Source organism: Streptomyces sp. NPDC002467, from assembly GCF_042889825.1.
GTDB lineage: Bacteria > Actinomycetota > Actinomycetes > Streptomycetales > Streptomycetaceae > Streptomyces.
The window spans coordinates 1-21,783 of the sequence record NZ_JBIARJ010000023.1 but is presented as its reverse complement, the minus strand read 5'-3'; the positions used below and the strand labels follow the sequence as shown (position 1 = coordinate 21,783).

At 71.6% G+C, this 21,783-nt stretch carries 23 protein-coding genes; 4 read left to right on the top strand and 19 right to left on the bottom strand.

Annotated elements, in window-relative coordinates; all coding sequences use genetic code 11:
* Positions 1-15: 15 nt before the first annotated feature.
* The 11 genes from ACFYYJ_RS34885 to ACFYYJ_RS34835 form a co-directional block, all read right to left on the bottom strand.
* Positions 16-945 carry a PDR/VanB family oxidoreductase gene (locus ACFYYJ_RS34885; RefSeq protein WP_389138293.1) on the bottom strand — a complete coding sequence of 310 codons (930 nt, stop codon included), beginning with the start codon at positions 943-945 and terminating at the stop codon, positions 16-18.
* 38 nt (positions 946-983) lie between these two features.
* Positions 984-1,874, bottom strand: a complete 891-nt coding sequence (locus tag ACFYYJ_RS34880) for a fumarylacetoacetate (FAA) hydrolase (protein WP_389138184.1) — start codon at positions 1,872-1,874, stop codon at positions 984-986.
* A 55-nt stretch (positions 1,875-1,929) separates the two neighbouring features.
* Positions 1,930-3,234, bottom strand: coding sequence for a pyridoxal phosphate-dependent aminotransferase (locus ACFYYJ_RS34875; protein ID WP_389138291.1), 1,305 nt, complete (start codon positions 3,232-3,234; stop codon positions 1,930-1,932).
* A gap of 5 nt (positions 3,235-3,239) precedes the next feature.
* Entirely contained in the window at positions 3,240-4,976 is a 1,737-nt protein-coding gene (locus tag ACFYYJ_RS34870) for an AMP-binding protein (protein WP_389138182.1), read from the bottom strand.
* A complete protein-coding gene (locus ACFYYJ_RS34865) occupies positions 4,973-6,109 on the bottom strand; it encodes a Glu/Leu/Phe/Val dehydrogenase dimerization domain-containing protein (RefSeq protein WP_385124157.1) in 1,137 nt (378 codons plus the stop codon). The genes ACFYYJ_RS34870 and ACFYYJ_RS34865 overlap by 4 nt, the downstream gene beginning before the upstream one ends.
* A gap of 124 nt (positions 6,110-6,233) precedes the next feature.
* Positions 6,234-6,797 carry a type 1 glutamine amidotransferase gene (locus ACFYYJ_RS34860; protein WP_385363727.1) on the bottom strand — a complete coding sequence of 188 codons (564 nt, stop codon included), beginning with the start codon at positions 6,795-6,797 and terminating at the stop codon, positions 6,234-6,236.
* Positions 6,794-7,648: an acetylglutamate kinase gene (locus tag ACFYYJ_RS34855; RefSeq protein ID WP_385124163.1), complete on the bottom strand. Its 855-nt coding sequence runs from the start codon at positions 7,646-7,648 to the stop codon at positions 6,794-6,796. The genes ACFYYJ_RS34860 and ACFYYJ_RS34855 overlap by 4 nt, the downstream gene beginning before the upstream one ends.
* Positions 7,645-8,697, bottom strand: a complete 1,053-nt coding sequence (gene argC / locus ACFYYJ_RS34850) for an N-acetyl-gamma-glutamyl-phosphate reductase (RefSeq protein ID WP_385124166.1) — start codon at positions 8,695-8,697, stop codon at positions 7,645-7,647. Before argC ends, ACFYYJ_RS34855 begins: the two co-directional genes overlap by 4 nt.
* Complete coding sequence (locus ACFYYJ_RS34845) at positions 8,694-9,545, bottom strand: RimK family alpha-L-glutamate ligase (protein ID WP_385124169.1); 852 nt, start codon at positions 9,543-9,545, stop codon at positions 8,694-8,696. Before ACFYYJ_RS34845 ends, argC begins: the two co-directional genes overlap by 4 nt.
* 25 nt (positions 9,546-9,570) lie before the next feature.
* Complete coding sequence (locus tag ACFYYJ_RS34840) at positions 9,571-9,759, bottom strand: lysine biosynthesis protein LysW (protein ID WP_384744492.1); 189 nt, start codon at positions 9,757-9,759, stop codon at positions 9,571-9,573.
* 92 nt (positions 9,760-9,851) lie between these two features.
* Positions 9,852-11,006 (bottom strand): isopropylmalate synthase, encoded by a 1,155-nt coding sequence (locus ACFYYJ_RS34835; RefSeq protein ID WP_385124172.1) that lies wholly within the window; start codon positions 11,004-11,006, stop codon positions 9,852-9,854.
* 255 nt (positions 11,007-11,261) lie between these two features.
* Between ACFYYJ_RS34835 and ACFYYJ_RS34830 the strand changes: the two genes are divergently transcribed.
* Positions 11,262-12,005, top strand: a complete 744-nt coding sequence (locus ACFYYJ_RS34830; protein ID WP_389138178.1) for an arylmalonate decarboxylase — start codon at positions 11,262-11,264, stop codon at positions 12,003-12,005.
* Positions 12,006-12,117: 112 nt separating this feature from the next.
* Here the strand turns inward: ACFYYJ_RS34830 and ACFYYJ_RS34825 are convergent, their stop codons facing one another.
* Both ACFYYJ_RS34825 and ACFYYJ_RS34820 read right to left on the bottom strand, forming a co-directional pair.
* Positions 12,118-12,801, bottom strand: coding sequence for a response regulator transcription factor (locus ACFYYJ_RS34825; protein WP_385124178.1), 684 nt, complete (start codon positions 12,799-12,801; stop codon positions 12,118-12,120).
* A gap of 59 nt (positions 12,802-12,860) precedes the next feature.
* Positions 12,861-14,030 (bottom strand): IS701 family transposase, encoded by a 1,170-nt coding sequence (locus ACFYYJ_RS34820; protein ID WP_389138176.1) that lies wholly within the window; start codon positions 14,028-14,030, stop codon positions 12,861-12,863.
* A 311-nt stretch (positions 14,031-14,341) separates the two neighbouring features.
* Between ACFYYJ_RS34820 and ACFYYJ_RS34815 the strand changes: the two genes are divergently transcribed.
* Positions 14,342-14,947: a TetR family transcriptional regulator gene (locus ACFYYJ_RS34815; RefSeq protein ID WP_385124183.1), complete on the top strand. Its 606-nt coding sequence runs from the start codon at positions 14,342-14,344 to the stop codon at positions 14,945-14,947.
* A 99-nt stretch (positions 14,948-15,046) separates the two neighbouring features.
* Here ACFYYJ_RS34815 and ACFYYJ_RS34810 read toward each other — a convergent pair whose 3' ends face one another.
* The 5 genes from ACFYYJ_RS34810 to ACFYYJ_RS34790 form a co-directional block, all read right to left on the bottom strand.
* Positions 15,047-16,258 carry an MFS transporter gene (locus ACFYYJ_RS34810; RefSeq protein ID WP_385124186.1) on the bottom strand — a complete coding sequence of 404 codons (1,212 nt, stop codon included), beginning with the start codon at positions 16,256-16,258 and terminating at the stop codon, positions 15,047-15,049.
* A gap of 6 nt (positions 16,259-16,264) precedes the next feature.
* Positions 16,265-16,963: a sigma-70 family RNA polymerase sigma factor gene (locus tag ACFYYJ_RS34805; protein ID WP_385124189.1), complete on the bottom strand. Its 699-nt coding sequence runs from the start codon at positions 16,961-16,963 to the stop codon at positions 16,265-16,267.
* A 199-nt stretch (positions 16,964-17,162) separates the two neighbouring features.
* Complete coding sequence (locus tag ACFYYJ_RS34800) at positions 17,163-17,897, bottom strand: SDR family NAD(P)-dependent oxidoreductase (protein ID WP_385124214.1); 735 nt, start codon at positions 17,895-17,897, stop codon at positions 17,163-17,165.
* A gap of 109 nt (positions 17,898-18,006) precedes the next feature.
* Complete coding sequence (locus ACFYYJ_RS34795; protein ID WP_389138173.1) at positions 18,007-18,843, bottom strand: NAD(P)H-binding protein; 837 nt, start codon at positions 18,841-18,843, stop codon at positions 18,007-18,009.
* Between the two features lie 38 nt (positions 18,844-18,881).
* Positions 18,882-19,526: a ScbR family autoregulator-binding transcription factor gene (locus ACFYYJ_RS34790; protein WP_385124195.1), complete on the bottom strand. Its 645-nt coding sequence runs from the start codon at positions 19,524-19,526 to the stop codon at positions 18,882-18,884.
* 121 nt (positions 19,527-19,647) lie between these two features.
* Here ACFYYJ_RS34790 and ACFYYJ_RS34785 point away from each other — a divergent pair, with 121 nt between their 5' ends.
* A complete protein-coding gene (locus tag ACFYYJ_RS34785) occupies positions 19,648-20,577 on the top strand; it encodes a ScbA/BarX family gamma-butyrolactone biosynthesis protein (RefSeq protein WP_389138170.1) in 930 nt (309 codons plus the stop codon).
* Between the two features lie 21 nt (positions 20,578-20,598).
* Positions 20,599-21,159, top strand: coding sequence for a YbaK/EbsC family protein (locus ACFYYJ_RS34780; protein WP_385124200.1), 561 nt, complete (start codon positions 20,599-20,601; stop codon positions 21,157-21,159).
* A 231-nt stretch (positions 21,160-21,390) separates the two neighbouring features.
* Here ACFYYJ_RS34780 and ACFYYJ_RS34775 read toward each other — a convergent pair.
* The coding region (locus ACFYYJ_RS34775) for a DUF4097 family beta strand repeat-containing protein (RefSeq protein WP_389138168.1) at positions 21,391-21,783 on the bottom strand (393 nt) is incomplete at its 5' end.

Below are 21,783 nucleotides of genomic sequence, written 5' to 3'. Positions count from 1 at the left end.
GGAACTGGTCGCCCGTCAGATGTCGAGGACGAGGCGCTTCGAGGCGCAGCGCGAGACGCAGAGCATCATCACGTCGCCCGCGGCGTGCTGTTCGCCGCTCAGCAGGGTGTCCCGGTGGTCCGGGGCGCCCTCGATGACACGGGTCTCGCAGGTGCCGCAGACACCGTCGCGGCAGGAGGCTTCGACGTAGACCCCGGCGTCCTCCAGGGCGTCGACGATCGACTCGTCGGGGCCCACGGTCACGGTCTGCCCGGAGCGGACGCACTCCACTTCGAAGGCCCGCTCCCCCTCCTCGGGGGCCTCCGCCTTGACCCCGGCGAAGCGTTCGACGTGCAGCCGGTCGTGCAGGGCGAGCTCCGTGCAGAGGGCCTCGGTCTCGGCGACGAGCGACTCGGGCCCGCAGCAGTAGATCCGGGTGTCGCCGACCACCTGCGCGAGGACCGCGCGGAGGTCGATGCGCCCGCTCTCGTCCTTCGGGTGGAGGGCCACCGCGCTGTCGGCGGTGGCGCCGGCCAGTGCGGTGATCTCCTCGGTGAAGGCCATCGAGGAGCGGGTGCGGCCGCCGTACCAGAACCGGACGTTCCTGCCGCGGGCCGCGGCCTCGCGGGCGTGGACGAGCAGCGGGGTGACGCCGATGCCGCCCGCGATGAAGACGTACGTTCCGGCGTCGGCCGGCGGGAAGTGGTTGCGCGGCCCGCCCACGGTGACGGTGACGCCGGGGCGGAGCTCGCGGTGCACGAAGGCGGAGCCGCCGCGCGAGTCGGGTGCCCGCAGGACGGCGATCCGGTAGCGGCCGGTGTCCGCGGGGTCGCCGCAGAGGCTGTACTGCCGGACCTGTCCGCCGGCGTGCAGGTCGATGTGGGCGCCGGGCGCCCAGTCGGGCAGCGGTTTGCCGTCCGGGTGCACCAGATCGAGGGAGAGGACGTCGTCCGCCTCGTGCGTCATCCGGTGCACCAGCAGCTCGACCTGCGATTCCGCGCCGCTCACGGCGCGGTCTTGGTGCCGAACCGAACCGGGTTGGCGAGCGTGACGCCGTGGCTCTTGACGTCGATGACCAGGCGGTCGCCGTCGGCGATGCGGAAGCCGTCGTGGAAGCTGGCCTTGTCCGCGCCGAGGAGCACGTAGTTGACCATGCCGGGGCGGCGGATCGCCGGGTACTCGAAGAGGTTGGCCATCATGTCGCGGGCCTTGAAGTAGAGGGCGTCCTCGCCGCAGTCGAAGTTGCCCTCCCACGCGGAGACGCCGTCGCGTTCGATGGTGACGCGGCCGGTCACCGTCTTCGGCGGCTCGCCGAGGAACAGCCAGGGGGCGATGGAGGTGTCGCTGAGCTTGCAGTACGGGTTCCAGCCCGGGTTCTGCCGGTGCAGGCCGATGTCGCACAGGTCGTTGCCGAAGGTGTAGCCGACGTAGTGCGGGTCGCCGTTGTCGTCGTTGACGTAGACCAGCGCGACCTCCGGCTCCTCGATCAGCGCGACGGCCTTCTTCGGTACGACGAGGGTCTCGTCGGGCATGCGCAGCCAGGAGCCGAAGCCCTTGAAGAACCAGTTCGGGGCGACGAACTCCTCGCCCTCGGTGGGCTCCTTGTCGAACTTGGAGCGGTGGGTGCCCATGAAGCCGCTGAGGAGCGCGTTCCCGGTGGTGGTGGGCAGCAGCGGCGGCAGGTAGCGCAGCTCGGGGTCGCCGGCGGTGACGGTGATGCGCTCGGCCTCGCTGATGACGGTGGCCACGACCTGGGCCGACTCCTCGGCGGCGATGAACTCGGCCTGGAGCTGCCCGTCGGACACCTGGTACAGCGTCAGGTCGTCACCGGGGACGGGCAGGTCGAAGCCCACGTACCGCTCGCCCTTGTACTCGCATTCGAACAGGATCGTCATGGTGGTCGGCCCTCCTGAGGCCGTGGGGGGAGAGATGAGGTCGGTGGGTGGTGGGTCAGGCGGCGGTGCGCGCGGCCGGTGCGGCCGGCTCGCGGACGAGGTCGGCGAGGGCCTTCCCGACCTGGTCGAGCGCGGCGCGGACCCAGTCGAGGGCGAGCGGGTCGCCGGCGGCGAGGGCCGCCTCCTGCTGCTCCTCGGTCTCGCCGTAGAGGCGGCTGGTGGCCACCCGCAGCCGCAGGGACCGCTCCGGCTCGCCGAAGGCGCTCGCCGGGAGGACGCCCACGCCGTGGTGTTCGACGAGGTGCTGGGCGAGCTCCGCCCCGGTGTGCACGCCGTGGGCCCGCGCGAGGTGGTCGCGCAGCGGCTCGAAGTCGGGGTACAGGTAGCAGGTCGCGGTGACCGGCGGGAGCAGCGCTCCGGCGGCGGTGAACCGCTCGGCCGTCGCGCGGGCCACCTTCTCGTGGAGCCGGCGGCTCGCGGCGACGCGTTCGACCACCTCGGCCGGCTCGTCGAAGGCGTACGCGGCCGCCGCCTGGACGGGCGCGGCGGGGCTGGACCAGATCTGGCTGGCGACGCCGACCAGCCGTTCCCGCAGGGCTTCCCCGGCCTCGCCGTCGGGGAGCCGGGCCACGCCGATGCGCCAGCCGCCGATCGCCAGGTTCTTGGTGAGTCCGGTGGTGACGATCGTCCGCTCGGGGGCGTACGCGGCCGGCGACACGGCGGGGGTGGCCGCCGCGTCGTACACCAGGTCGCAGTAGATCTCGTCGGAGATGACGACGAGGTCGAGCTCCCTGGCCGCCTCGCCCAGGCGCCGTACGGTGTCGGGCCGGGCGATGGTGCCGGTGGGGTTGTCCGGCAGGGTCACGATGACGGAGCGCGGGTCGTGCCCGGCGGCCCTGGCGGCGGTGACGGTCTCGCGCAACAGGTCGGGGTCGGGTACGCCGCCCTGGCCCGGCGGGGTCGGGACGGAGAAGTGGCGGACTCCGACGAGGTCGGCCTGGGCCGCGTAGCTGACCCAGCTCGGCATCGGGATGACCACGTCGCCGCCGACGGCGAGGAGGGCCGCGAACAGCAGCGGTTTGCTGCCGGGTCCGCTGACGACCTGCTCGGGCGTCGTGTCGAGGCCGCGCCGCCGCCAGTAACCGGCGGCGGCGGCGCGCAGCGCCGGGGATCCGGCGACGGGGCCGTACGTGCCGAGCGGGGCGGCCTCGGCGAGCCGGGCCCGCAGTCCGGGGTGGACGGGCAGGCCGATCTCGCCGCTGGCCATGGAGAGCACGCTCTGTCCGGCCAGCCGCCTGCGGGCGATGGCCTCGTCGGCGGCGAGCGTCGCCGACATGGTCACGTTCGTGGGCTCGGGCAAGGTGCTCACGCCTCGCCGTAGAGCTCTCGGAGGGTGGCCTTGCGCACCTTGCCGGTCAGGGTCTTGGGCAGGGCGTCGATCACCTCCAGGCGGTCGGGCAGGAAGCGCGGGTCGAGGTCCGTCTCCTGGAGGTAGGCGCGGATCTCCTCCAGCGTCGGGTGCTCGTCGCCGGTGGGGACGACGACCGCGAGGATCGGGTCCTCGACCTTGCCGGTCGGGCCGACGAGGGTGGTCTCGGCGACCTTGGGGTGCCGGTTGACGATCGACTCGATCTCGGCCATGGGCACGACCATTCCGTCGCGCTTGATGGCGTCGCTCGCCCGGCACAGGATGCGGATGCCGCCGCGGCCGTCGTCACGGGCCACGTCACCGGTGTCGAACCAGGCGTCGTCCATGAGGTGGGCCTGGTACTCGGCGTCGCGCCGGTAGTAGCCGAGGGCCTGGGAGGCGCCGCGCACCCGGAGCCGGCCGACGGGGGCCCGCTCGGTGGGGTTGATGCACTTGTCGATCCGGATTTCCATGGCGTCGATCGGCCGGCCGTTGCTGTGCGCCGCCCAGTCCTGGTTGTAGTCCAGCTTGGTGATGGTGACCGGGCCGTTCTCGGACATGCCCCACAGCGAGTACGTACGGGCGCCGAGGGTCTCGCGCAGGTCGTCGACCAGCGGCTGGAGCACCTGTGCGGAGCCGGTCACCACGTGGCGCAGCGTGTGGACGTCGCGCGGCTCGTCCCGCTGGGACTGGGCGATGTCGGTGAGGGTGGGCGGGGGGCCGTACAGCAGGGTGGCGCCGTACTTCTGGACCAGGTCCAGGAGCGCCTCGTTCTTGCGGTGGTCCTGGAAGGCGATGGTGCCGCCCAGCATGACGCTGGCGAGGACGCCCTGGCCGAAGCCGGAGTAGTGGACGAGCGGGGTGGTCACGGCGGCGACCAGGTGCTCGTCGAGGAGGAAGGTGTCGACGTAGCCGCGGATGGCGGAGTGGACGGTGTTCTGGCTGTGCAGGACGCCCTTGGACTCGCCGGTGGTGCCGGAGGTGAACAGGACGACGAACGGTTCGTCGGGCCCCAGTTCGCGCCCGGCGAGGTCCTCGTCGTGGACGTCCTCCCAGTGGGTGTCGACGAAGTGGTCGCGGAAGTCGACGGCGCCCTCGGGGGCGTGGCCGTCGACGATGACCACGTTCTCCAGGGTGGGGATCTCCTGCCCCAGCCGGATCGCGGTCTCGCCGAGCCGGTCGCCCTCCCACTCGGCGACGGTGATGATGACGCGGGCCTCGGTGAGCGAGAGGCGGTGGCGCAGCGGGGCCTCGGGGGTGGTGGGGGCGATCGGGCAGATGACCGCGCCGACGCGGATGCACGCGTACAGCAGGGGCACCATCTCCCACCGGTTGGGGAGCTGGACGGCCACGAAGTCGCCCCGCTGGACGCCGAGTTCGACCAGGGCGCCGGCGAACCGGTCGGTGAGTTGGCGCAGCTCGATGTAGTCGAGGGTGTCGGTGCGGGCCTCCTCGATGCGGCGGCCGGCGACCGCGAGCTTGTGCGGGCGCAGGCGGGCCTGGCGGCGCAGGTCGTCGAGGAAGGTCTCGGTGCGCCACCAGCCGCGCTGGTAGTAGAGGGCCTCGCGGGCCTCGCGCCCGTCGGGCATGGGGCTGGTGATCTCGATGACGGGCATCGTCTCGCGGGTGAGGACGACTCCGTCGACGACCGGCGGGGCGGGCTGTACGGGTGCTTCGACGGTCTCGGTGGTCATCGGCGGTCCTTCCGGCGGGCGGTGAGCAGGGTCGGCAGGGGGTCGCCCGCCTGGGCGGCTGCGATTTCGAGCAGGTCGCGGGTGTTGGTGCGGACCCGGTCGCCGACCCAGTCGAAGACCCAGGCCTTGCGGGCGTCCGCGGCGAGGTCGAAGGGGACGACGCGGGTGACGGCGAGGGCGGCCGAGGCGGCGCCGCCGATGTTGGCGATCACGCCGGGCACGAGGACGGTGCCGGAGGCGCGCACCTTCTCCTTGGCCTCGGAGCTGGAGCTGAGGTTGCCGCCCTCGACGACGAGGCCGGCCCGTACGCGGTGGGCGTTCTCGGCGTTGATCGCGTGCTTCTGCGCCGCGAGGATCAGCAGGTCGGCCTCCACGTCCAGCCAGGCGTCCGGTTCGTCGGAGACGGTGACGTCCTGCGGCAGGCGCGAGCGGTCGATCTTCCCGAACTCGTCGGTGATGGCGACGAGGTCGGCCACCGGGAGGCGGTCGGCGCTGATGGTGCCCTGGACGTCGGCGACTCCGACGACGGTGTGCCCGCGCTCCTCCAGGAAGTGCCCGACGGCACGGCCGACGGCGCCGAAGCCCTGGATCACGACCCGGGCCGGGCCGGTGCGGCCGCTCGCCTCCAGGGCGGTGACGGCGGCGACGCCGACGCCGTGGCCGGTGCAGTCGATCAGCGGCTCGTAGTAGGTGCGCCAGTCGATCGGCATGTCCGGGGCGCCGAGACGGTAGCGCGGGTCGTAGCCGGCCTCGTCGAAGAAGACGGCGCGGTCGGCGGGCGTGACACCCATGTCGATGCCGAGGTGGATGCCGCCGTGCAGCAGCGGCTTGACCGTGCGGCCGAAGGTGCGGAACGTCGTCTCGCGGTCACCGCCGTCGGCGACGATGCCGGCCTTGGCACCGCCGATGGGCAGGCCGGCGAGGGTGAACTTGTGCGTCATGTCGCGGGCGAGACCGGCCACCTCCTCCTGGGTGACGCCGGCGGTCATCCGGGTGCCGCCCATGGCCAGGCCGTCGTACAGGGAGTCGACGACGACCCATCCCTTGAGGGATCCTCCGCTGCCGTTCAGCGAAACGGTGAATGCCGGATCTTCGGGCGTGTCCACGGCGGGGCCGCCGTCCAGAGAACTCATTGCCTGGGACCTCTTAATCGAATCGATGGGAGTGTCTGTCCGCGCGTGGGCGGTTGCGGGCGTGCCGCACGAGCGACGACGGGGGATGCGACGTCGTGCGGCACGCCGGTCCGGTGGGCGCCGGCTACTGGTAGAGCTCGGCGAAGCCCCGCAGGATGTCCGCTCCGTCGCTGCGGAACTCGAGGTGTGCCTGCGCGCCGTAGATGCGTCCGTCGTCGGAGCGGATGAACTCGACGGGGGCGTGCTCGGAGCGTCCGATGGAGCGGAAGCCGGCGGGCGCTCCCTGGAGGTACAGGGTGTGGCGGTGGAAGACCGTGACCTCGGGCCCGACGTGGGAGAAGATCGGCTCCTCCTTGTCGACCCGCACCTGGTGGCCCCCGACGCGCTGGGGGCCGTCGGCCAGTTCGCCGCCGTTGGCCACGGCGATGATCTGCATGCCGCCGCAGATCCCGAAGACCGGGACCTTCGCACCCATCACGAGATCGATGAGGGGGCGGTAGTAGTCGCTGTCGTAGGCGCGCACCTTGGTTCCGCTGAGCACGACCGCCTGGTACTTCGCGTCCAGGCTGCCGGGCACGGAGGCGGCGTCGACGACGTCGGTCTCGGATCCGAGGTCCTCGAAGCGCTTGCGCAGCTGCTTCAGGGACAGCGTTCCGTTGTTGACCACGAGGACCCGGGAGGTCGTCACGAGGCCTGCTCCTCTCGCTGCGTGCGCGTGATGACGGTGCCGGTGTCCTCGGCGAGCATGTGCGAGACGGGCGCGCTGCCGATGATGACCTTCTCGACGCCCCGGTCCAGGGCCTCGCCCGCGGCCCGCAGCTTCTTGCGCATGCCGCCGGTGGCCCCGCGGTCGCGGAACTCGGCGGCCGCCTCGGCGCTGATCTGGCGGACCGGCTCCCCGTCGATCAGGAGGTGCGGGACGTCGGTGACGAGCGTCAGGCAGGTGGCCGAGGAGGCGCCCGCGATGGCGGCCGCGGCCCGGTCGGCGTCGGTGTTGACCTCCTGGCCGGCGGTGTTGCGGGCCAGCGGGGTGACCAGGTAGCAGTGGCCGGGCTTCAGGTTGGCGAGCCGGTCGGGGTCCACCTGGGTGATGGGGCCGACGAGGTTGTCGAGCTCGACGAGCTGCTTGTCCTTCCACCACCAGCGCTCGCCCTCGCCGGCGTGGACGAGGCCGTCGCTGCCGAGGAGGCGTTCGGTGGTGATGCCGCGCTCGCCGAGGCGCGCGATGACGTCCTTGCCGAGGGCGTCGCTGACGGCCTTGATGTCGTCGATCACCTCCGGCGTGGTCCACCGGCTCTGGTTGCCGTAGCGGTCGCGCAGGATCGCGGACGGCTCGGTGTAGCGGGGGTTGAGCTCCTTGAGCGGCTTGGACCAGCCGTGCACCAGGATCAGCGGGTTGTTGCGGCCGTGCTCGGCCAGGTCGTCCCACCAGGCGTCGGACATGTCGTCCAGGCAGCTCCCGCCGAGTTTGACGACGGTGGGCGTGGTGGTGTGCGTCGCCGTGGCCGTCGTCGCCATGGCCGTCGTCGCCGTGCTCATGCGGGCATCACCGGCTGCATCGTCAGCCCCGTTTCCTCGGGCAGCTGGAAGCGCAGGTTGAGTGCCTGGATGCCCTGTCCGGCAGCGCCCTTGACCATGTTGTCCAGTGCCGCGAGGACGACGATGCGCTCGCCGTCGGGGTCGTGGAGCACCGTGACGTCGCAGTAGTTGGACCCCAGGACCGCCTGCGGATCGGGGACCGGGATCAGCGTCTCGGTGTTGCGGCGGACCCGCACGAACTGGTGGTTCTTGTAGAAGCGGAGGTACGCGCGCTGCAGTTCGCGGGCGTCCACCTTGTCGTCGGTGAAGACGTACGAGCTGGCGAGCAGCCCGCGTACGTGGCTCACGCCGTACGCCGACATCGTCAGCGAGCCGATCTTCCCGGGCTTGCTGCGCTCCAGGAAGTCGCCGACCTCCGCCGCGTGCCGGTGGCCGAGCGGGGAGTACGGGGCGATGGCGCCGGCGCGCAGCGGGTGCAGGTCCGCGGTGCGCAGCTGGATGCCGCCGCCGCTGGAGCCGCTCTTGCCGTCGACGACGACGGTCTTGAGGTCCAGGCCGAGGCCGAGGGTGAGCGGCGCCAGGCCCAGGGTGATGGCCGTGGCGTAGCAGCCGGGCAGCGAGATCAGCGGGGCGCCGACCAGCTGGTCTCCGATGAGTTCCGGTACGCCGTAGACGAAGCGGTCGGCCAGTTCGGTCTGCCGCTCGACCTTCGGGTACCACTTCTCGTGGAGCTCGGGGGTGCGGATGCGGAAGGCTCCGCTGAGGTCGATCACGCAGGGCACCTGGTCGGCCAGTTGCGCGGCGAGTTCGGCCGAGGCGGGGGCGGGTGTCGCGAGGAACACCACGTCGCATCGGCCGGTGAGGTCGGTGACGGCCTCGATGGTCAGGCCCAGGTCCAGTCGCAGTCCCGGGTGCAGCTCGGCCGGGCGCCGGCCGACGTTCGAGGATCCGCCGAGGAAGGTCAGTTCCAGCTCGGGGTGCTGGGTGACCAGGCGGATGAGCTCGCCTCCGGCGAAGCCCGAGGCACCGATGATGCCCACTCGGATCATGCGAGGATCTCCTGCACGTAGCGGCGGATGGCCGTGGCGACGTCCACGCCGGTCGCCGATTGGATCGCCCGGAACGCCGGGGCGTGGTTGACCTCGTTGACGACGTAGCCGTCGGCCGTCTTGAAGAGGTCGATGCCGTAGACGCCCTCGCCGAGCTCGTTCACGACGCTGTCGACGATCTTCTGGACCTCGGGGTCGTGGTCCATGGCCTGGTGGCGGTTGCCGAGGGCGGCGTTGCTGCGCCAGTCGGTGCCGCCGCTGGTGAACTCGGCGGCGGCGATCAGCTCGCGGCCGACGACGAAGCAGCGGACCGAGCTGCCGCCGGCGAGGAACGGCTCGATCAGGGCGGCCTGCTCGAAGCCGTGGCCGAGGTCCTCGATGTAGTCGTAGACGGAGTGGGCGCTGTCGGCGTCGCGGATGAGCGTGACGCGCTTGCCCATGCCGCCGAAGATGGGCTTGAGCACCAGCGGGAGCGGCAGCTCCTGGAGCGTCTTCTCGAAGTCCTTGCGGGAGAGGACGAGGCGGTAGTCCGCCACCGGCACTCCGGCCTTGCGCAGCAGGGTGCGCAGGGTCAGCTTGTTCTCACAGGCCTGGATCGCGAAGGCCGAGTTGAGGGTCTTGACGCCCGAGGCTTCCGCCGCGGTGGCCAGGAGGCCGCCCCGCGTGTAGCTCCGGCTGCGGATGAGGACGACGTCGTAGCCGCTGAGCGACGGGGCGTCCGGGTGGCCGAGGGACAGCGATTCGTCGTTGACCCACTCGACCTGCGGACCGGCGTCCGGTGCGGACTGGATCAACTGGCGTTCTTCCCAGCTGATCCGGTCCGCGACGATGGCGATTTTGCCGCGCATGGAGGCTCCTATCCGAGTTCGCGGCTTACTGGCCCCAGTCACGGAGGGTGACTTCGACCATCGCGAGGGAGAGCGTGCCGTCGGCCTGTACGTCCTCGACGCGGAGGGTGAGCATGCACTCGGGGCAGACGAGGGTCTCGCCCTTGCCCATCGGCGGGGTGGTGAGGTCGGTCTCGCACTCGGGGCAGACGGCGGTGATGGTTGCGGTGGACATGGTGTTCTCCGTTGCGTTTCGGTGGGACTGTGGGACGGTCGGGCGGTCGGACCGTCGAGCGGTCGGACGGTCGAGCGGTCGGACCGTCGGACTCAGAGGGACTGGAAGTCGACGGCGGCCTTGCGGATGGCGTCGCGGTCGAGCAGCGGGCGGCCGCTGCCCAGCTGACGCTCCGTGAGCCAGGTGGTGAAGGCGTCGATGTCGAGGCCGGTGCCTTCCTCGGCCAGCGCCCAGCTGACGAGGGGGGCGGTCAGGCGCGAGCGGACGCGCAGCTCCCGGGTGTTGCCGACGAGTTCGGCGGGGAGGGTCTCGTACGCCTCCGGGGTGGTGAGCTGGCCCGGCAGTTCGTAGGCGAAGGCGTTGGCCGTGGTGGGGCCGGACTGGAACGCGTGGCCCAGGCCCGCGCCTTCGAGCGCCACCTCGGACAGCTCGGTGAGGTGGGTCAGGTCGAAGCGGGTGTCGCCGTGGATGACGCGGAGCGAGGTCAGCAGCTCGGCCAGGGGCGCGTTGCCGCCGCGCTCGCCGATGCCGCCCACGGTGGTCGAGATCCAGTCCGCGCCGGCGCGGTATGCGGCCAGTGAGTTGGCGACCGCCATGCCCAGCATGTTGTGGGAGTGGATCTCGATCTCGGAGCCGTCGATCGCGGTCAGGTCCGCGATCTTCTCCTCCATCTGCCAGGGCGAGAGGTACGCGACGGTCTCGGCGAGCCGGAACCGGTCGGCCCCGGCCTGGAAGCCGGCCTCGACGTAGGGGACGAGCCGCTCCCTGGGGGTGCGGGCGCCGTCCTCGCCGCTGAAGGTGACGTGGAAGCCGCGTTCCTTGGCTCCCTCGATGGCCGCCCTGGCGACGTTGATCAGGTACTTGGTGCTCGGCGAGGCCAGCTTGAGCCTGGCGTGCTCCTCGGACGTCGGGATCGAGAACATCACCGAGCGGACTCCGAGGCGCAGCGCCTCGTCGAGCGCCTTCTCGACCTGCTGCCGGTCCCGCACCACGACCAGGGTCAGGCTGCGTTCGGGGCCGACGGCCTCGTGCGTGGCCAGGACGAGGTCGGCGTCCTTCGAGGAGGGGCCGGACACCATCCCCACCTCGACGAGCTCCACGCCCGTCTTCACCAGCAGGTCCGCGATGACCGCGGCGTGCTGCGGGCCGAATTCCACACCGGCCATGTGAGCGGAGTCCCGCAGGGTGGCATCGGATATGTGAGGCAGCCTCTTCGGGGGGCTGTCGCCGTTCTCTGATACTGCCATTGCTTTTACTCCTTCTCCGTGACCGTGGAATGCGGCGGGCGGTGAGATCAGCTTCCGCGTTCGACCGGCGGGGCGTCAATAATTCCCGGGTCAGGCCTTCGTCGAGATTTGTCAGGGAGTGTGAAGCGGAGAAAGCTCTGCAAGGCGGCCGTAAAGCACCGTCAACTGCCGGGTGTTTTGCTTTCGTTTTCGATTAGCGTGGGATGCGTGGGATTTCCACTTCCATGTCCGGTCCAACAGACGGGTGATATCAGCGTGAACGTTCACACCACACCGCGGCTCGGGGTCGTCGTACCTCCGGAGAACCCCACGGCCGAGCCCGAGTTCAACCGGCTCGTCGGCTCCCGGATGAACGTCTTCACGGCGCGGTTCCCGACGACGCCCGGCACGGCGCTCCTGGAGATGCTGGAGACGTACAACCAGGTGCTGCCCGACACGCTGGCGCAGTTCGGCGCCATGCGCCTGGACGCCGCGGTGGTCGCGTGCAGCGCCTCGCACTACCTGCTCTCGCCCGACGGGGACCGCAGGTTCTGTGACGAGCTAGGCGAGCGCGCCGGCTTCCCCGTGCAGTCGTCGACCCAGGCCATCCTGAGCGCCTGCGAGGCGCTGGGGCTGACGCGCCTGACGCTCGTCTCGCCGTACGAGCCGTGGCTGACGGACACCTCGACGCGGTTCTGGCAGGAGGCCGGGCTCGCGGTCGACCGGGTGATACCGGTCCCGGCCGGCGACCACTTCAACCCGTACGACGTGACCACCGAGGCCGTGCTCGACGCGGTGCGGGGGGCGGATCTGCCCGAGGACGCGGCGCTGCTGTTCACCGGCACGGGCATGACGACGCTGCCGGCCCTGGAGGAGCTCGGCCGCGACTCGGACCGCGTACTGCTGACCTCGAACCTGGCGAGTGCCTGGTGGGCGCTGCGGGCCGTCGGCCTGGACCCGGCGGCGGTGGACGGCCACCCGCTGCTCGCCCGGCTCGCCGGCGCGCGGGCCGGGGTCTGAGCGGGGCGGCGGGCCCGGGGGAAACGCGCGAGGAGCAGGTGGCCGTGGTCGCCACCTGCTCCTTTCCGTCTTTCCACGCCGGGCGGACCGGTCACTCGGGTCACCGGGGAGGTCACGCCGCTTCGACGCGCTGCCTCCCCTGGCCGATCTTGTAGCCGACGCCCCGGACGGTGACGATCCATTTGCTGCACCCGAGCTTGGCCCGCAGGCTGCTGACGTGGGTGTCGATGGTGCGGCTGGACTCCGACCAGTCGCACTCCCAGACCTTCGCCATGAGCTCCTTGCGGGACACGACCCGCTCGGGCGTGGAGGCCAGGGTGTACAGGAGCTCGAACTCCTTCGAGGTGACCTCCACCGGGAGGCCGTCCAGGCGGACCTCGCGCGCCCTTCCGTCTATGTGCAGCCGGCGCAGCGAAATGGATTCCGGGGCGGCGAGCGGCCGCGGGTGGGCGCGCCTCAGGACGGCCTGGATTCGGGCCATTATCTCCCGGGGCCCGGTCGATTTGACGACGCAGTCGTCCGAGCCGGCCTGGAGGGCGAGGACCCGGTCCAATTCCTCGTCCCGGCTGGTGAAGGTGATGATCGGGGTGTCACCGGCGGCCCGTATGGCACGGCACACCTCCAGGCCGTCGATATCCGGGAGTTCGAGGTCGAGCAGGACGAGATCGGCCCGTTGGTGCATTCTCAGGGCATCCGTTCCGGTGGTCACGCCTTTCGCTTCGTAGCCCTGTCTCCGTAAATTGCGCACCGTCGATCCCGCCGATGCGGCGTCCTCTACCACGAGTACATTCACCATATGCTCGTCGACTCCCCCGGAGTGGCCGTGAAATGATTTCTTGTCAACCCGTCGCGTGACTAGGCGCTCAGGAGCAGCGCCTCTCGCGACTCCTCCGCCGGCCGGACGACCCGGTCGTAGGTATAGGCGGCGGAGACCAGGGTCATGTGGTGGTGCCACCCCGGGAAGGAACGCCCCTCGAAGTCGAGCAGTCCGTAGTCCCGTTCGAGCGAGTCCACCGCGAGGGGGGCTCCGGACTGCAGTTGGGCCAGGGCCGCGACCTCCTCCACGTGCCGCCCCACCATGTTGGTGATCCACACCCGCGCCGGGCGGGAGCCTTCCGGGCGTCCCTCCGTGAACAGCCGGTGGGTACGGGTCGAGCCCGGCAGGCGGACCAGCCCCGACCGGACGCCGATCCGCCGCACCCGGCGCTCGGGCGCGAACGGGCCGGCGGTCTGCGCCGGGGTGCTGCGGCGGAGCAGGAAGGCGAGGGCTCCGAGGGGGTTGTGTCGGAGCTCGGAGCCGGACCGGTTCTCCGTGGACAGCCGGGGGTCCCCGGGGAGCACCTGCATGCCGGCGGGTACGGCCACCACGAAGTCGTGGCCCCGCTTGCCGAGTCCGCTCAGCAGCCGGCCCACGTCCGGGTGCTCGCTCATGTCGGCGACCACCGGCAGGCGGGCCGGGGAGACGAGGGTCTCCGTCGCGGCGTCCACGAGGTCGAGGGTCTGCGCCCACACCGGGCGGTAGCCCACCGAGTCCGGGATCCGGGCGCGCTCGCGCCGCTCCGTGTCGGTGTTCCACGGCTCCGGGAGCAGCAGCCGCCATTCGAGGGGCACGTCCTGCTCCCCCGTGGAGAGGAAGATCCCGAGGCCCGCCTGGCAGCTGATGGTCCGGCCGAGCGCGGGGACGAAGCGGCGGTGGACCCCGCAGGTGTACTCGCCCCGTTTGGGCAGGACCGCGGTGCCGATGGTCAGGGCCCGCGTCGTGGTGTGCGCCTCCGCCAGCCGGATCAGCTCCCGCCGGGCCGGGACCCAGTCCCAGGGGCTGGAGTTGATGAACTGCTGCAGGGACTGGGAGGCGGTCGGCGAGGTGGAGACCGCCTCGGCCAGCCGCCGGATGGACTTCCTGCCGGGTGTGGAGAGCAGTCCCTGTAAGTAGATCTGCGCCCAGCGGCGCTGGTCGGCCCGCGGCAGGTGGGCGAAGAGCGCTTCGGCGAAGGCGGAGACCGGTTCGTCGTGGTCCGGCCCCACTGTTCGAGATGTTCGGTTTTCCGCCATGTTGCCTTCCCCTCCCTGGCGCTGCCTACCAAAAGAGAATAACGAACATTTTCTTTTTTTCGCCAGTGGACGGTCACGCCGTCTACGACTTGGCCAAGTCGCCCGGCACCGTTCGGTGACGCCGCGTCCGCGATGCCCGCTTCGCCCCGGCCGTCGCCGGCTCACGGGCTACCGGCGGGAACCCGCCAGTTCCGCTCCAAAAGTGGCAATCCGGGAAGGTGACCGGCCCCTTCTCAGTTGAGCCTGTGCCGGAAACCCCCCGGCGTCCGATCCGGAGATTGACCATGGTGAAACAGGAACGAGCCACCCGTACGCGGGAGGCTCTGGTGCAGGCCGCCGCCTCGGCGTTCGACTACGCGGGATACGAGGCCACCACGCTGGCCCGGATCATCCAGTCGACCGGGCTCTCTATGGGAGCGCTGACCTTCCACTTCAAGTCCAAGGAAGAGCTGGCGGACGCGGTCCAGGGACGGGGCGAGACCGCCGTACGCGCTGCCGCGGAACGGGCCGCCGCGCTCGGGGAGCCGCCGCTGCGGTCCGTGGTCACCGTGACCCTGGAGTTCGCGAAGCTGCTGGAGACGGACGCCGCCGTCCGTGCGGCCGCCCGGCTCGTACGCGAGCGCGCCGACAGCTCGAGCGCCTGGACCTGCCTGTGGCAGCCCGTCCTGAAGGGGCTGCTCGACCGGGTGACGGAGAGCGAACTGCGCCCGGGTACGGATCCCAAGGCGGTCCTCGCCCTGGTCGCCTACCTCGTCACCGGCGCCGAGGCGTACTCCCGCGCCCGCGCCCAGGTCCCCGGCGCCCGGGGGGACAGCACCGAGCAGCAGCTCACGCGGATCTGGGGAGTGGTCCTGCCGGGGATCGCGGTCCAGGACCCGACCACACCCTGATCCGGCGTGCCGGTCCGCCCGCGGTCGGGCGGACCGGCCTTCCGTACGCCGGGACCCCTCACCGGAGCACCGCTCCGGCGCGGATCCGCGAGGCGGGGGTTACGCGGACGTCCCCGCGCGCCGGGCCGGGAAACCGTGGGTGCGCGCGGCGACCACCACGGCGAGGACCGGTGCCAGGAAGACCAGCACGCTCCAGGGGAACGCGTGGGCACCGAGGAGGTCGAGGAGCACACCGCCGATGACGCCGCCGGCGGCCATGGCGCCGTTCCACGAGGTGACGAGCATGGCCTGGGCCGCGTCGGCCCAGTCGCCGCCCGCCTCGCCCGCGGCCGTCTGCAGCAGCGTCGGGGCGCCGCCCCAGCCCAGGCCCCACAGCGCCACCGCGGCGTAGACCAGGACGTGACTGTCCGACAGCAGGGCCAGTGCGGCCGCCGCCACGGCGATCAGCAGCGTACTCGCGATCATGAGGGTGCGCAGCCGGCGGTGGATCTGGGCGCCCACGATCCAGATGCTCAGCAGTGACGCGGCGCCGAAGACCAGCAGGACCAGGTCGGTCGAGCCGCCCATGCCGAGCTCGTCGAGGAAGGTGGCGATGAAGGTGTAGAGGATGGTGTGGGCCAGGACCAGGACGAGGGTCACGAACAGCACCGGGGTCACGCCGGGCACGCGCAGGGCCCGCAGCATCGGAGGGGCCTCGCTCTGGCGCTGACCCGGGTAGTCCGGGACCACCGCGGCGATCCAGCCGAGCAGGGCGACGGTGAGCACGGTCATGGCGGTGAACGCGACCTGCCAGCCGGCGGCCTTGCCGAGGAAGGTACCGGCGGGGACTCCGAGGGACAGCGCGACCGGGATGCCGGCCATGGAGATCGCGATGGCCCGGCCCTGGAGGTGCTCCGGCGCCATCCGGCGGGCGTACCCGGCGAGCAGCGCCCAGGCCAGGCCCGCGGCCACTCCGGCGACGAAACGGGCCGCCATCGTCAGGGAGTAGGAGGTGGAGAAGGCGGTGACGGTGTTGGCGACGGCGAATCCCGCCATCGCGGTCAGCAGCAGCCGCTTGCGGCGCCAGGCCGCGGTGGCCGCCGTCAGGGGTATCGCCGTGAGGGCGGTGCCGATCGCGTAGATGGTCACCGTCTGGCCGGTCGCGGACTCACTGACGCCGAGGTCGGCGCTCATCGCGGGCAGCAGGCCCGCCGGCAGCGTCTCCGTGAGGCAGGTGATGAAGACCGCCGTGGCCAGGGCGAGCAGCGCGAGCAACGGCAGCTTCTGCGGCGGGGCCTCGGGCCGCGCGGGGGCGGGCAATTGTGTCGTCATGGTGTATCAGCTCAAACCTTCGCGATAAGGGGGGTCGTCGACTGTCGGCCCCCCGGGGGTGCGCGTACGGGACGTGCGTACCTGTGGCTGACCCGGGACGCCGCCCGGGGCCTTCCCCCCGCCGGCCCGGTACCCCAGGTGCCCGTCGAGGAGGGTCCGCAGCCGCCTGCGCCCGCGGTGCAGGCGGGAGTTGACGGTGCCGTTCGGGATGCCGACGAGGGCGGCGATCTCCTCGTACGGCAGGCCCTCGACGTCGGCGAGGTAGACGACGGTCCGGAAGTCGCCCGGGATCGCCCGCAGTGCCTCGCTGATCACCGGGTCGGGTATCCGGTCCATGACCTGGGACTCCGCCGACGGGAGCCCCCCTGAGGTGTGCGAGGCGGCGCTGGCGAGCTGCCAGTCCTCGATGTCCGCGGCGTGCGCGAACCGCGGCTCCACCTGCTGTTTGCGGTAGTCCGTGAGGAAGGCGTTGGTGAGGATCCGCAGCAGCCAGGCCCGCAGGTTGGTGCCGGGGCGGAACTGGTGGAAGCTGCGGTACGCCCTCGTGTACGTCTCCTGGACCAGGTCCTCCGCGTCCGCGGGGTTACGGGTCAGCCGCACGGCATGGGCGTACAGCAGTGTTCGGTAGCCGACGGCGTCCCGCTCGAAGCGGGTCGAGCGCTGCTCGGCCGTCTCTGTGTCGAGGACCGTGGTCGTGTCCGTCATGGGTGTTCTTGCGCTCCTGTACGCCCGCCGCACCACAGGTGCGCGTTCGGGTCCGGGGTCGACATGGGAGCGAGATTACATATAGAGCGCTCTGTTTTCTTTTTCTCGTGGAAGATCCGCCACGGTCTTGGCAACTCCGGGCCGGCGACGGCCGTACGACGCCCTCCGTACGTCCGCCGCGGACCCGGGAGCCGGGAGGTCAGATGGCGGTGCAGCCCCCGTCGACCGGGACCGCGCCGCCGGTGACGAAGGAGGCGCGGTCGCTGCACAGCCACGCGGCGGCCTGCGCGATCTCCTCGGGCTCGCCCATCCGGCGCTGGATGCCGCGGGAGCCGGCGGACTTCTCCGCGTCCGGCCTGCCCCGCAGCGCCTCCTCCATCAGTTCGGTGCGTACGGTGCCGACCACCAGGGCGTTCACGCGGATGCCGCGACCGCCGTATTCGGCGGCCGCGGACCGGGTCAGGCCGAGGACGGCGTGCTTGGCCGCGACGTACGGGGCCAGCGCGCCCGTCGCGAACACACCGGCCGTACTGGAGGTGTTGACGATGGACCCGCCGTTGCCGAGCTCCAGCATCACGGGGATCTGCTCGCGCAGGCAGTTCCACACCCCGCGCACGTTGACGTCCATGATCCGGTCGTAGAGCGCGTCGTCGGTCTCGTGGATGTGCGGGCCGCGCGTGCCCCAGCCCGCGTTGTTGAAGGCCCCGTCCAGCGCGCCGAACGCCTCGACCGTGGCGGCCACCGCCCGCCGGACGTCGGCCGGCGAGGTCACGTCCCCGGCGACCGTGACGGCCCGCCCGCCCGCCTCCGCTATCTCCTCGGCCACTTGGCGCAGGCGGTCCTCCCTGCGCGCCATCAGCGAGACCGCCGCGCCCTCGGCGCTGAAGAGCCGCGCGGCCGCGGCTCCGATACCGCTGGAAGCACCGGTGATCATGATCGTCTTGTTCTGGAGCATCGCCTGCATGGTTGCTGTACCTCGCTCGCTCGGTCGGTCGGGCAAGGTGCCGTCCGCCGTCGCGCGCGACAGTGCCCGAGGGGTGGTGTCAGCGGAAGTCGGGCTCGTGGTCCGCGGCCCAGGAGGCGAAGGCTTCCGGAGCCCGTCCCGTGACGGCCTCGACGTCGCCTTCGGTGCGTGCCGACGCACCGCCCGCACGCCGCACGGCCGCTCCCAACAGGGCCTGGGCGAGCGGCTCCGGAAGTCGCTCGCGCCATCGCGCGAGTGCCTGGTCGGCGGTGAGTTCCTCGAAGCCGATCGGGCGCCGCAGCACCCGGGACAGCTCCCGGACCTGCTCCCGCACGCTGATGGGCGCGGGGCCGGTGAGGGCGTACGTACGCCCCGCGTGGCCGGGGCCGGTCAGGGCCCGCACGGCCACGGCGGCGACGTCGCGGGGGTCCACGCAGGCCGACCGGGCGGATCCGCCGAGTGCCCGTACCACCCCTTCGGCACGGATCGACGGGGCCCAGGCCAGGGTGTTCGACATGGGGGTGCGCATGCGCAGCACGGTCCAGTCGAGCCCCGAAGCCCGCAGGCGTGCCTCGGCATCGCGGTTCCAACGGGCGATCAGACCGTCCTCGGCGGGGTCCGCGACGCCGAGCCACGAGAGCTTGACCGCGCGCCGGACACCACCGGCCCGAGCGGCGGCCAGGATGTTCTCGTCGTCGGCGGGGCGCAGCGGGTTCGCCGTCACGACGAAGACCGCGTCGGCTCCCCGCAAGGCCCGGTCCAGGCCCGGCCGGTCCTGGTAGTCGCCCGGGACGGGCTCCCCGCGCAGCCCCGCCCGACGGGCCTTGGCCACGTCCCGGACGAGCAGACGCACCTCGGCGTCGGCGGGGAGCATGCGGGCCACGTGCCGACCCACGGCACCGGTCGCCCCGGTCACCACGATCCTTTGTCGCGCCACCGGCGGCGTTGCCCCCATCAGGTCGCGACCCTCCCCCGCGACGGGCCGAATTCGATGCGCGCCCGGGCACTCGGAGTGGCGATGCCGGGAAGCAGGCACTTCCACATCTCCTCCACCCGGTCGGGCAGGTCCGCCCGCCCCGTCTCCATCTGGGCGTGCATCTGGGCACCGGTGCACGCGTTGACGACCAGTCGGGCCACGGCGTGCACATCGACCCCGGCGCGCACCTCGCGCCGCTGCACGCCCTCGGCGAGGATGCCCCCGAGCAGGTCGGACCACTGCGCGTGCGAGTTCTCCTCGGACGGGATGAACAGCTCCTGGTCGGTCACCAGACGCGCGCCCGCGAGCAGCAGTGGATTGTCGAGCAGCTGGTACGCCCAGGTGAGCGTGATGTCCACGGCGGACTGCAACCCCTCGGCCGGAATGGGGGGGTCCACGAGGCCCGGCTGCGAGCGGACGATCTCGCGGGCGAGCGCTTCCTTGTTCTTGAAGTGGAAGTACATGGCACCGAGGGTCAGGCCGGCCCTTTCGGTAATCTTCGAGACGCTCGCCCCGGCGAACCCGTACTCGGCGAACACCTCTGCCGCAGCCTGGACGAGGGCGGCACGCGTGCGCAGTGCGCGCTCCTGCTTCACATCTCGCCTACCGGTCAGTTCGCTCACCTGTTCTCCTCCGGGTCTCGACAAAAAAAAGAATACTCTCTATTTTACTTCGGGGGTATTAAGGGTCGCAGACTTGTGCCCAGAGTGGCCGACACCGCTGTTCCCAGGGGGGGGAAGATCGATGACTACTGCTGTTCACTGGATCCCGGAAGCAGACCACATCATGCCGGGGAACGCCGACATCAAGCGCCTCGTACGGAAGGCCGACGCCTTCGAGGTCCTCGTCAGGGATTGGCGTGAAGTCGGCGACAACGAGCACGTCGTCACCGTGAACTGGCCCGCCGAGCACGACTTCTACCGCCCCGAGCCCGACGCGTACGGCGCGCTGCTCTTCACCGAGAGCCTCCGTCAGGGCCTCGCCCTGCTGTCGCACACCGCGTTCGGCATACCGGTCGCCCACCGACTCGGCTGGGAGCGCCTCAGATCGACCGTGGCGCCGGCCGCGCTGCGGGCCGGCGGCGAGACGCGCTTTGTTGACATGCGCATAACACACAGCGAGGTGAGTCGGCGGCGGATGGGCTCGACCTTCCTGACCGCGCACGTGGAGGCCACCCGCAACGGCAGGCGGCTGGGCACCGCCGAGGTCCGCTACAACGCCCACCCCGGGGCCATCTACGACCGGCTGCGCGGCTCGTACGCCGACGCCGTCGAGGCCTTCGCGCGGGCGCTGCCGCCGGCGCCGCCCGTCGCCCCGACCCTGGTCGGCCGCACCAACGGTCATGACGTCACCCTGGCGGCCACCGACCGGCCGGGGTTATGGCAGCTGCGGGTCGTCACTTCCAACACCGTGCTGTACGACCACCCGCACGACCACATTCCCGGCATGGTGCTGCTGGAGGCCTTCAGCCAGGCCGCCCAGGCGGTGGCCGCGCCGCGGCGCGTCTGCCCCATGAACTTCGACACGACGTTCCACCGGTACGTCGAATTCGACCGGCCGTGCTGGATCGAGGCCGAGCCCATCACCCGCTACGACGTGCGATTGAGCGCGGTCCAGGACGGCGGCGTCGTCGCCTCCTGCATCGTCACCTCCGCGCCGCACATGGGGCACTGACCCGGGTGCACAATGGCCCGCATGCGCGCTCCCATCGGGCCTTTCGAGCAGGTCCGCCCCGCCCCCGAATGCCTCGGCGAACTCACCCGGCCGGTGGCCGACGCGATCCGATCGTGGAGCGGCGGCGTCCCCGCCGAACAGATCGTCTACGTCGACAGCGACCCGGCCATCGCCGACACGGCGGCCTTCGTCGAGCACTACGGGCGGGATCTCCTCGACCGGTCGGCGAACTGCGTGGTCGTCGCCGCGAAGCGGGGCGGCGAAACCACGCTCGCCGCCTGCCTGGTCCCCTCGGGCGCCCGCGCCGACGTCAACGGCGCGGTGCGCAGGCGGCTCGGCGCGCGCAAGGTGTCCTTCGCTCCGATGGACACGGCCGTGGAGCGCACGGGCATGGAATACGGCGGGATCACCCCGATCGGCCTGCCGGCCGACTGGCCGCTGCTGGTGGACCGGGCCGTCGTCGACATGCCGTACGTACTGGTCGGCAGCGGCAGCCGACGCGGCAAGCTCATCGCCCCGGGCCGGCTCTTCGCCGAGCTCCCGGGGGCGGAAGTGATCGAGGGCCTCGCCTCGGCCGACTGACGGCGGCGCCGGGCGCGGGGACGGTTTCGAGGGCCGTCGCCCTCTGCGGCAACGGAGACGGGCGGGACACGGGCCAACCGGGTTCATGGTCATGCCCCCCTCGGGCACCTCGGCGGCCGAGGTGCTCCACACCGCGGTACGCGGGCAGGCCGCCCGCGGAGCCGGAGAAGCTCGCAGGTCCCCGGCACGGCGTGGTCGAGCCGCCCCCGCACGTCGCCCGGTCCGGGCGGGTCAGTTGCTGCGGGCGGTGATGTCGCCGTAGGCGGTGGTGGCGTGGATGGTGAGTTCGGCGGTGGGGCCCTCGGTGTTGAGGAGGGAGTTGTGGATGCTGCCGTAGGCGGTGCGGGCGTCGAGGGTGGCGGAGGCTCCGCGGGCGGCGGTGACGGTGATGTCGCCGTGTTCGGTGCGGAGTTCGGCCTTGCCGCGGACGGCGTCGGTGATCTGGATGTCGCCCTTGTGGGTGCGGATCGCGGTGGGTCCGGCGAGGCGGCCGATGGTGATGTCGCCGGCCTGGAGGGTGAGGTGGGCTGCGGCGGTCTCGTCGAGCTTGACGGTGGCCTGGGCGCCTTCGAAGGTGACGTCTCCGAGGCGGCCGACGCCGCGGAGTTCGGCGAGGGCGGCCTT

Bases quoted from the DNA above. Each gene is read 5' to 3' on its own strand.
- ACFYYJ_RS34885 (WP_389138293.1), bottom strand. From the start codon at position 945: ATGACGCACGAGGCGGACGACGTCCTCTCCCTCGATCTGGTGCACCCG.
- ACFYYJ_RS34880 (WP_389138184.1), bottom strand. From the start codon at position 1,874: ATGACGATCCTGTTCGAATGCGAGTACAAGGGCGAGCGGTACGTGGGC.
- ACFYYJ_RS34870 (WP_389138182.1), bottom strand. From the start codon at position 4,976: ATGACCACCGAGACCGTCGAAGCACCCGTACAGCCCGCCCCGCCGGTC.
- ACFYYJ_RS34865 (WP_385124157.1), bottom strand. From the start codon at position 6,109: ATGAGTTCTCTGGACGGCGGCCCCGCCGTGGACACGCCCGAAGATCCG.
- ACFYYJ_RS34855 (WP_385124163.1), bottom strand. From the start codon at position 7,648: ATGAGCACGGCGACGACGGCCATGGCGACGACGGCCACGGCGACGCAC.
- argC (WP_385124166.1), bottom strand. From the start codon at position 8,697: ATGATCCGAGTGGGCATCATCGGTGCCTCGGGCTTCGCCGGAGGCGAG.
- ACFYYJ_RS34845 (WP_385124169.1), bottom strand. From the start codon at position 9,545: ATGCGCGGCAAAATCGCCATCGTCGCGGACCGGATCAGCTGGGAAGAA.
- ACFYYJ_RS34840 (WP_384744492.1), bottom strand. From the start codon at position 9,759: ATGTCCACCGCAACCATCACCGCCGTCTGCCCCGAGTGCGAGACCGAC.
- ACFYYJ_RS34835 (WP_385124172.1), bottom strand. From the start codon at position 11,006: ATGGCAGTATCAGAGAACGGCGACAGCCCCCCGAAGAGGCTGCCTCAC.
- ACFYYJ_RS34825 (WP_385124178.1), bottom strand. From the start codon at position 12,801: ATGGTGAATGTACTCGTGGTAGAGGACGCCGCATCGGCGGGATCGACG.
- ACFYYJ_RS34815 (WP_385124183.1), top strand. From the start codon at position 14,342: ATGGTGAAACAGGAACGAGCCACCCGTACGCGGGAGGCTCTGGTGCAG.
- ACFYYJ_RS34810 (WP_385124186.1), bottom strand. From the start codon at position 16,258: ATGACGACACAATTGCCCGCCCCCGCGCGGCCCGAGGCCCCGCCGCAG.
- ACFYYJ_RS34805 (WP_385124189.1), bottom strand. From the start codon at position 16,963: ATGACGGACACGACCACGGTCCTCGACACAGAGACGGCCGAGCAGCGC.
- ACFYYJ_RS34800 (WP_385124214.1), bottom strand. From the start codon at position 17,897: ATGATCACCGGTGCTTCCAGCGGTATCGGAGCCGCGGCCGCGCGGCTC.
- ACFYYJ_RS34785 (WP_389138170.1), top strand. From the start codon at position 19,648: ATGACTACTGCTGTTCACTGGATCCCGGAAGCAGACCACATCATGCCG.
- ACFYYJ_RS34780 (WP_385124200.1), top strand. From the start codon at position 20,599: ATGCGCGCTCCCATCGGGCCTTTCGAGCAGGTCCGCCCCGCCCCCGAA.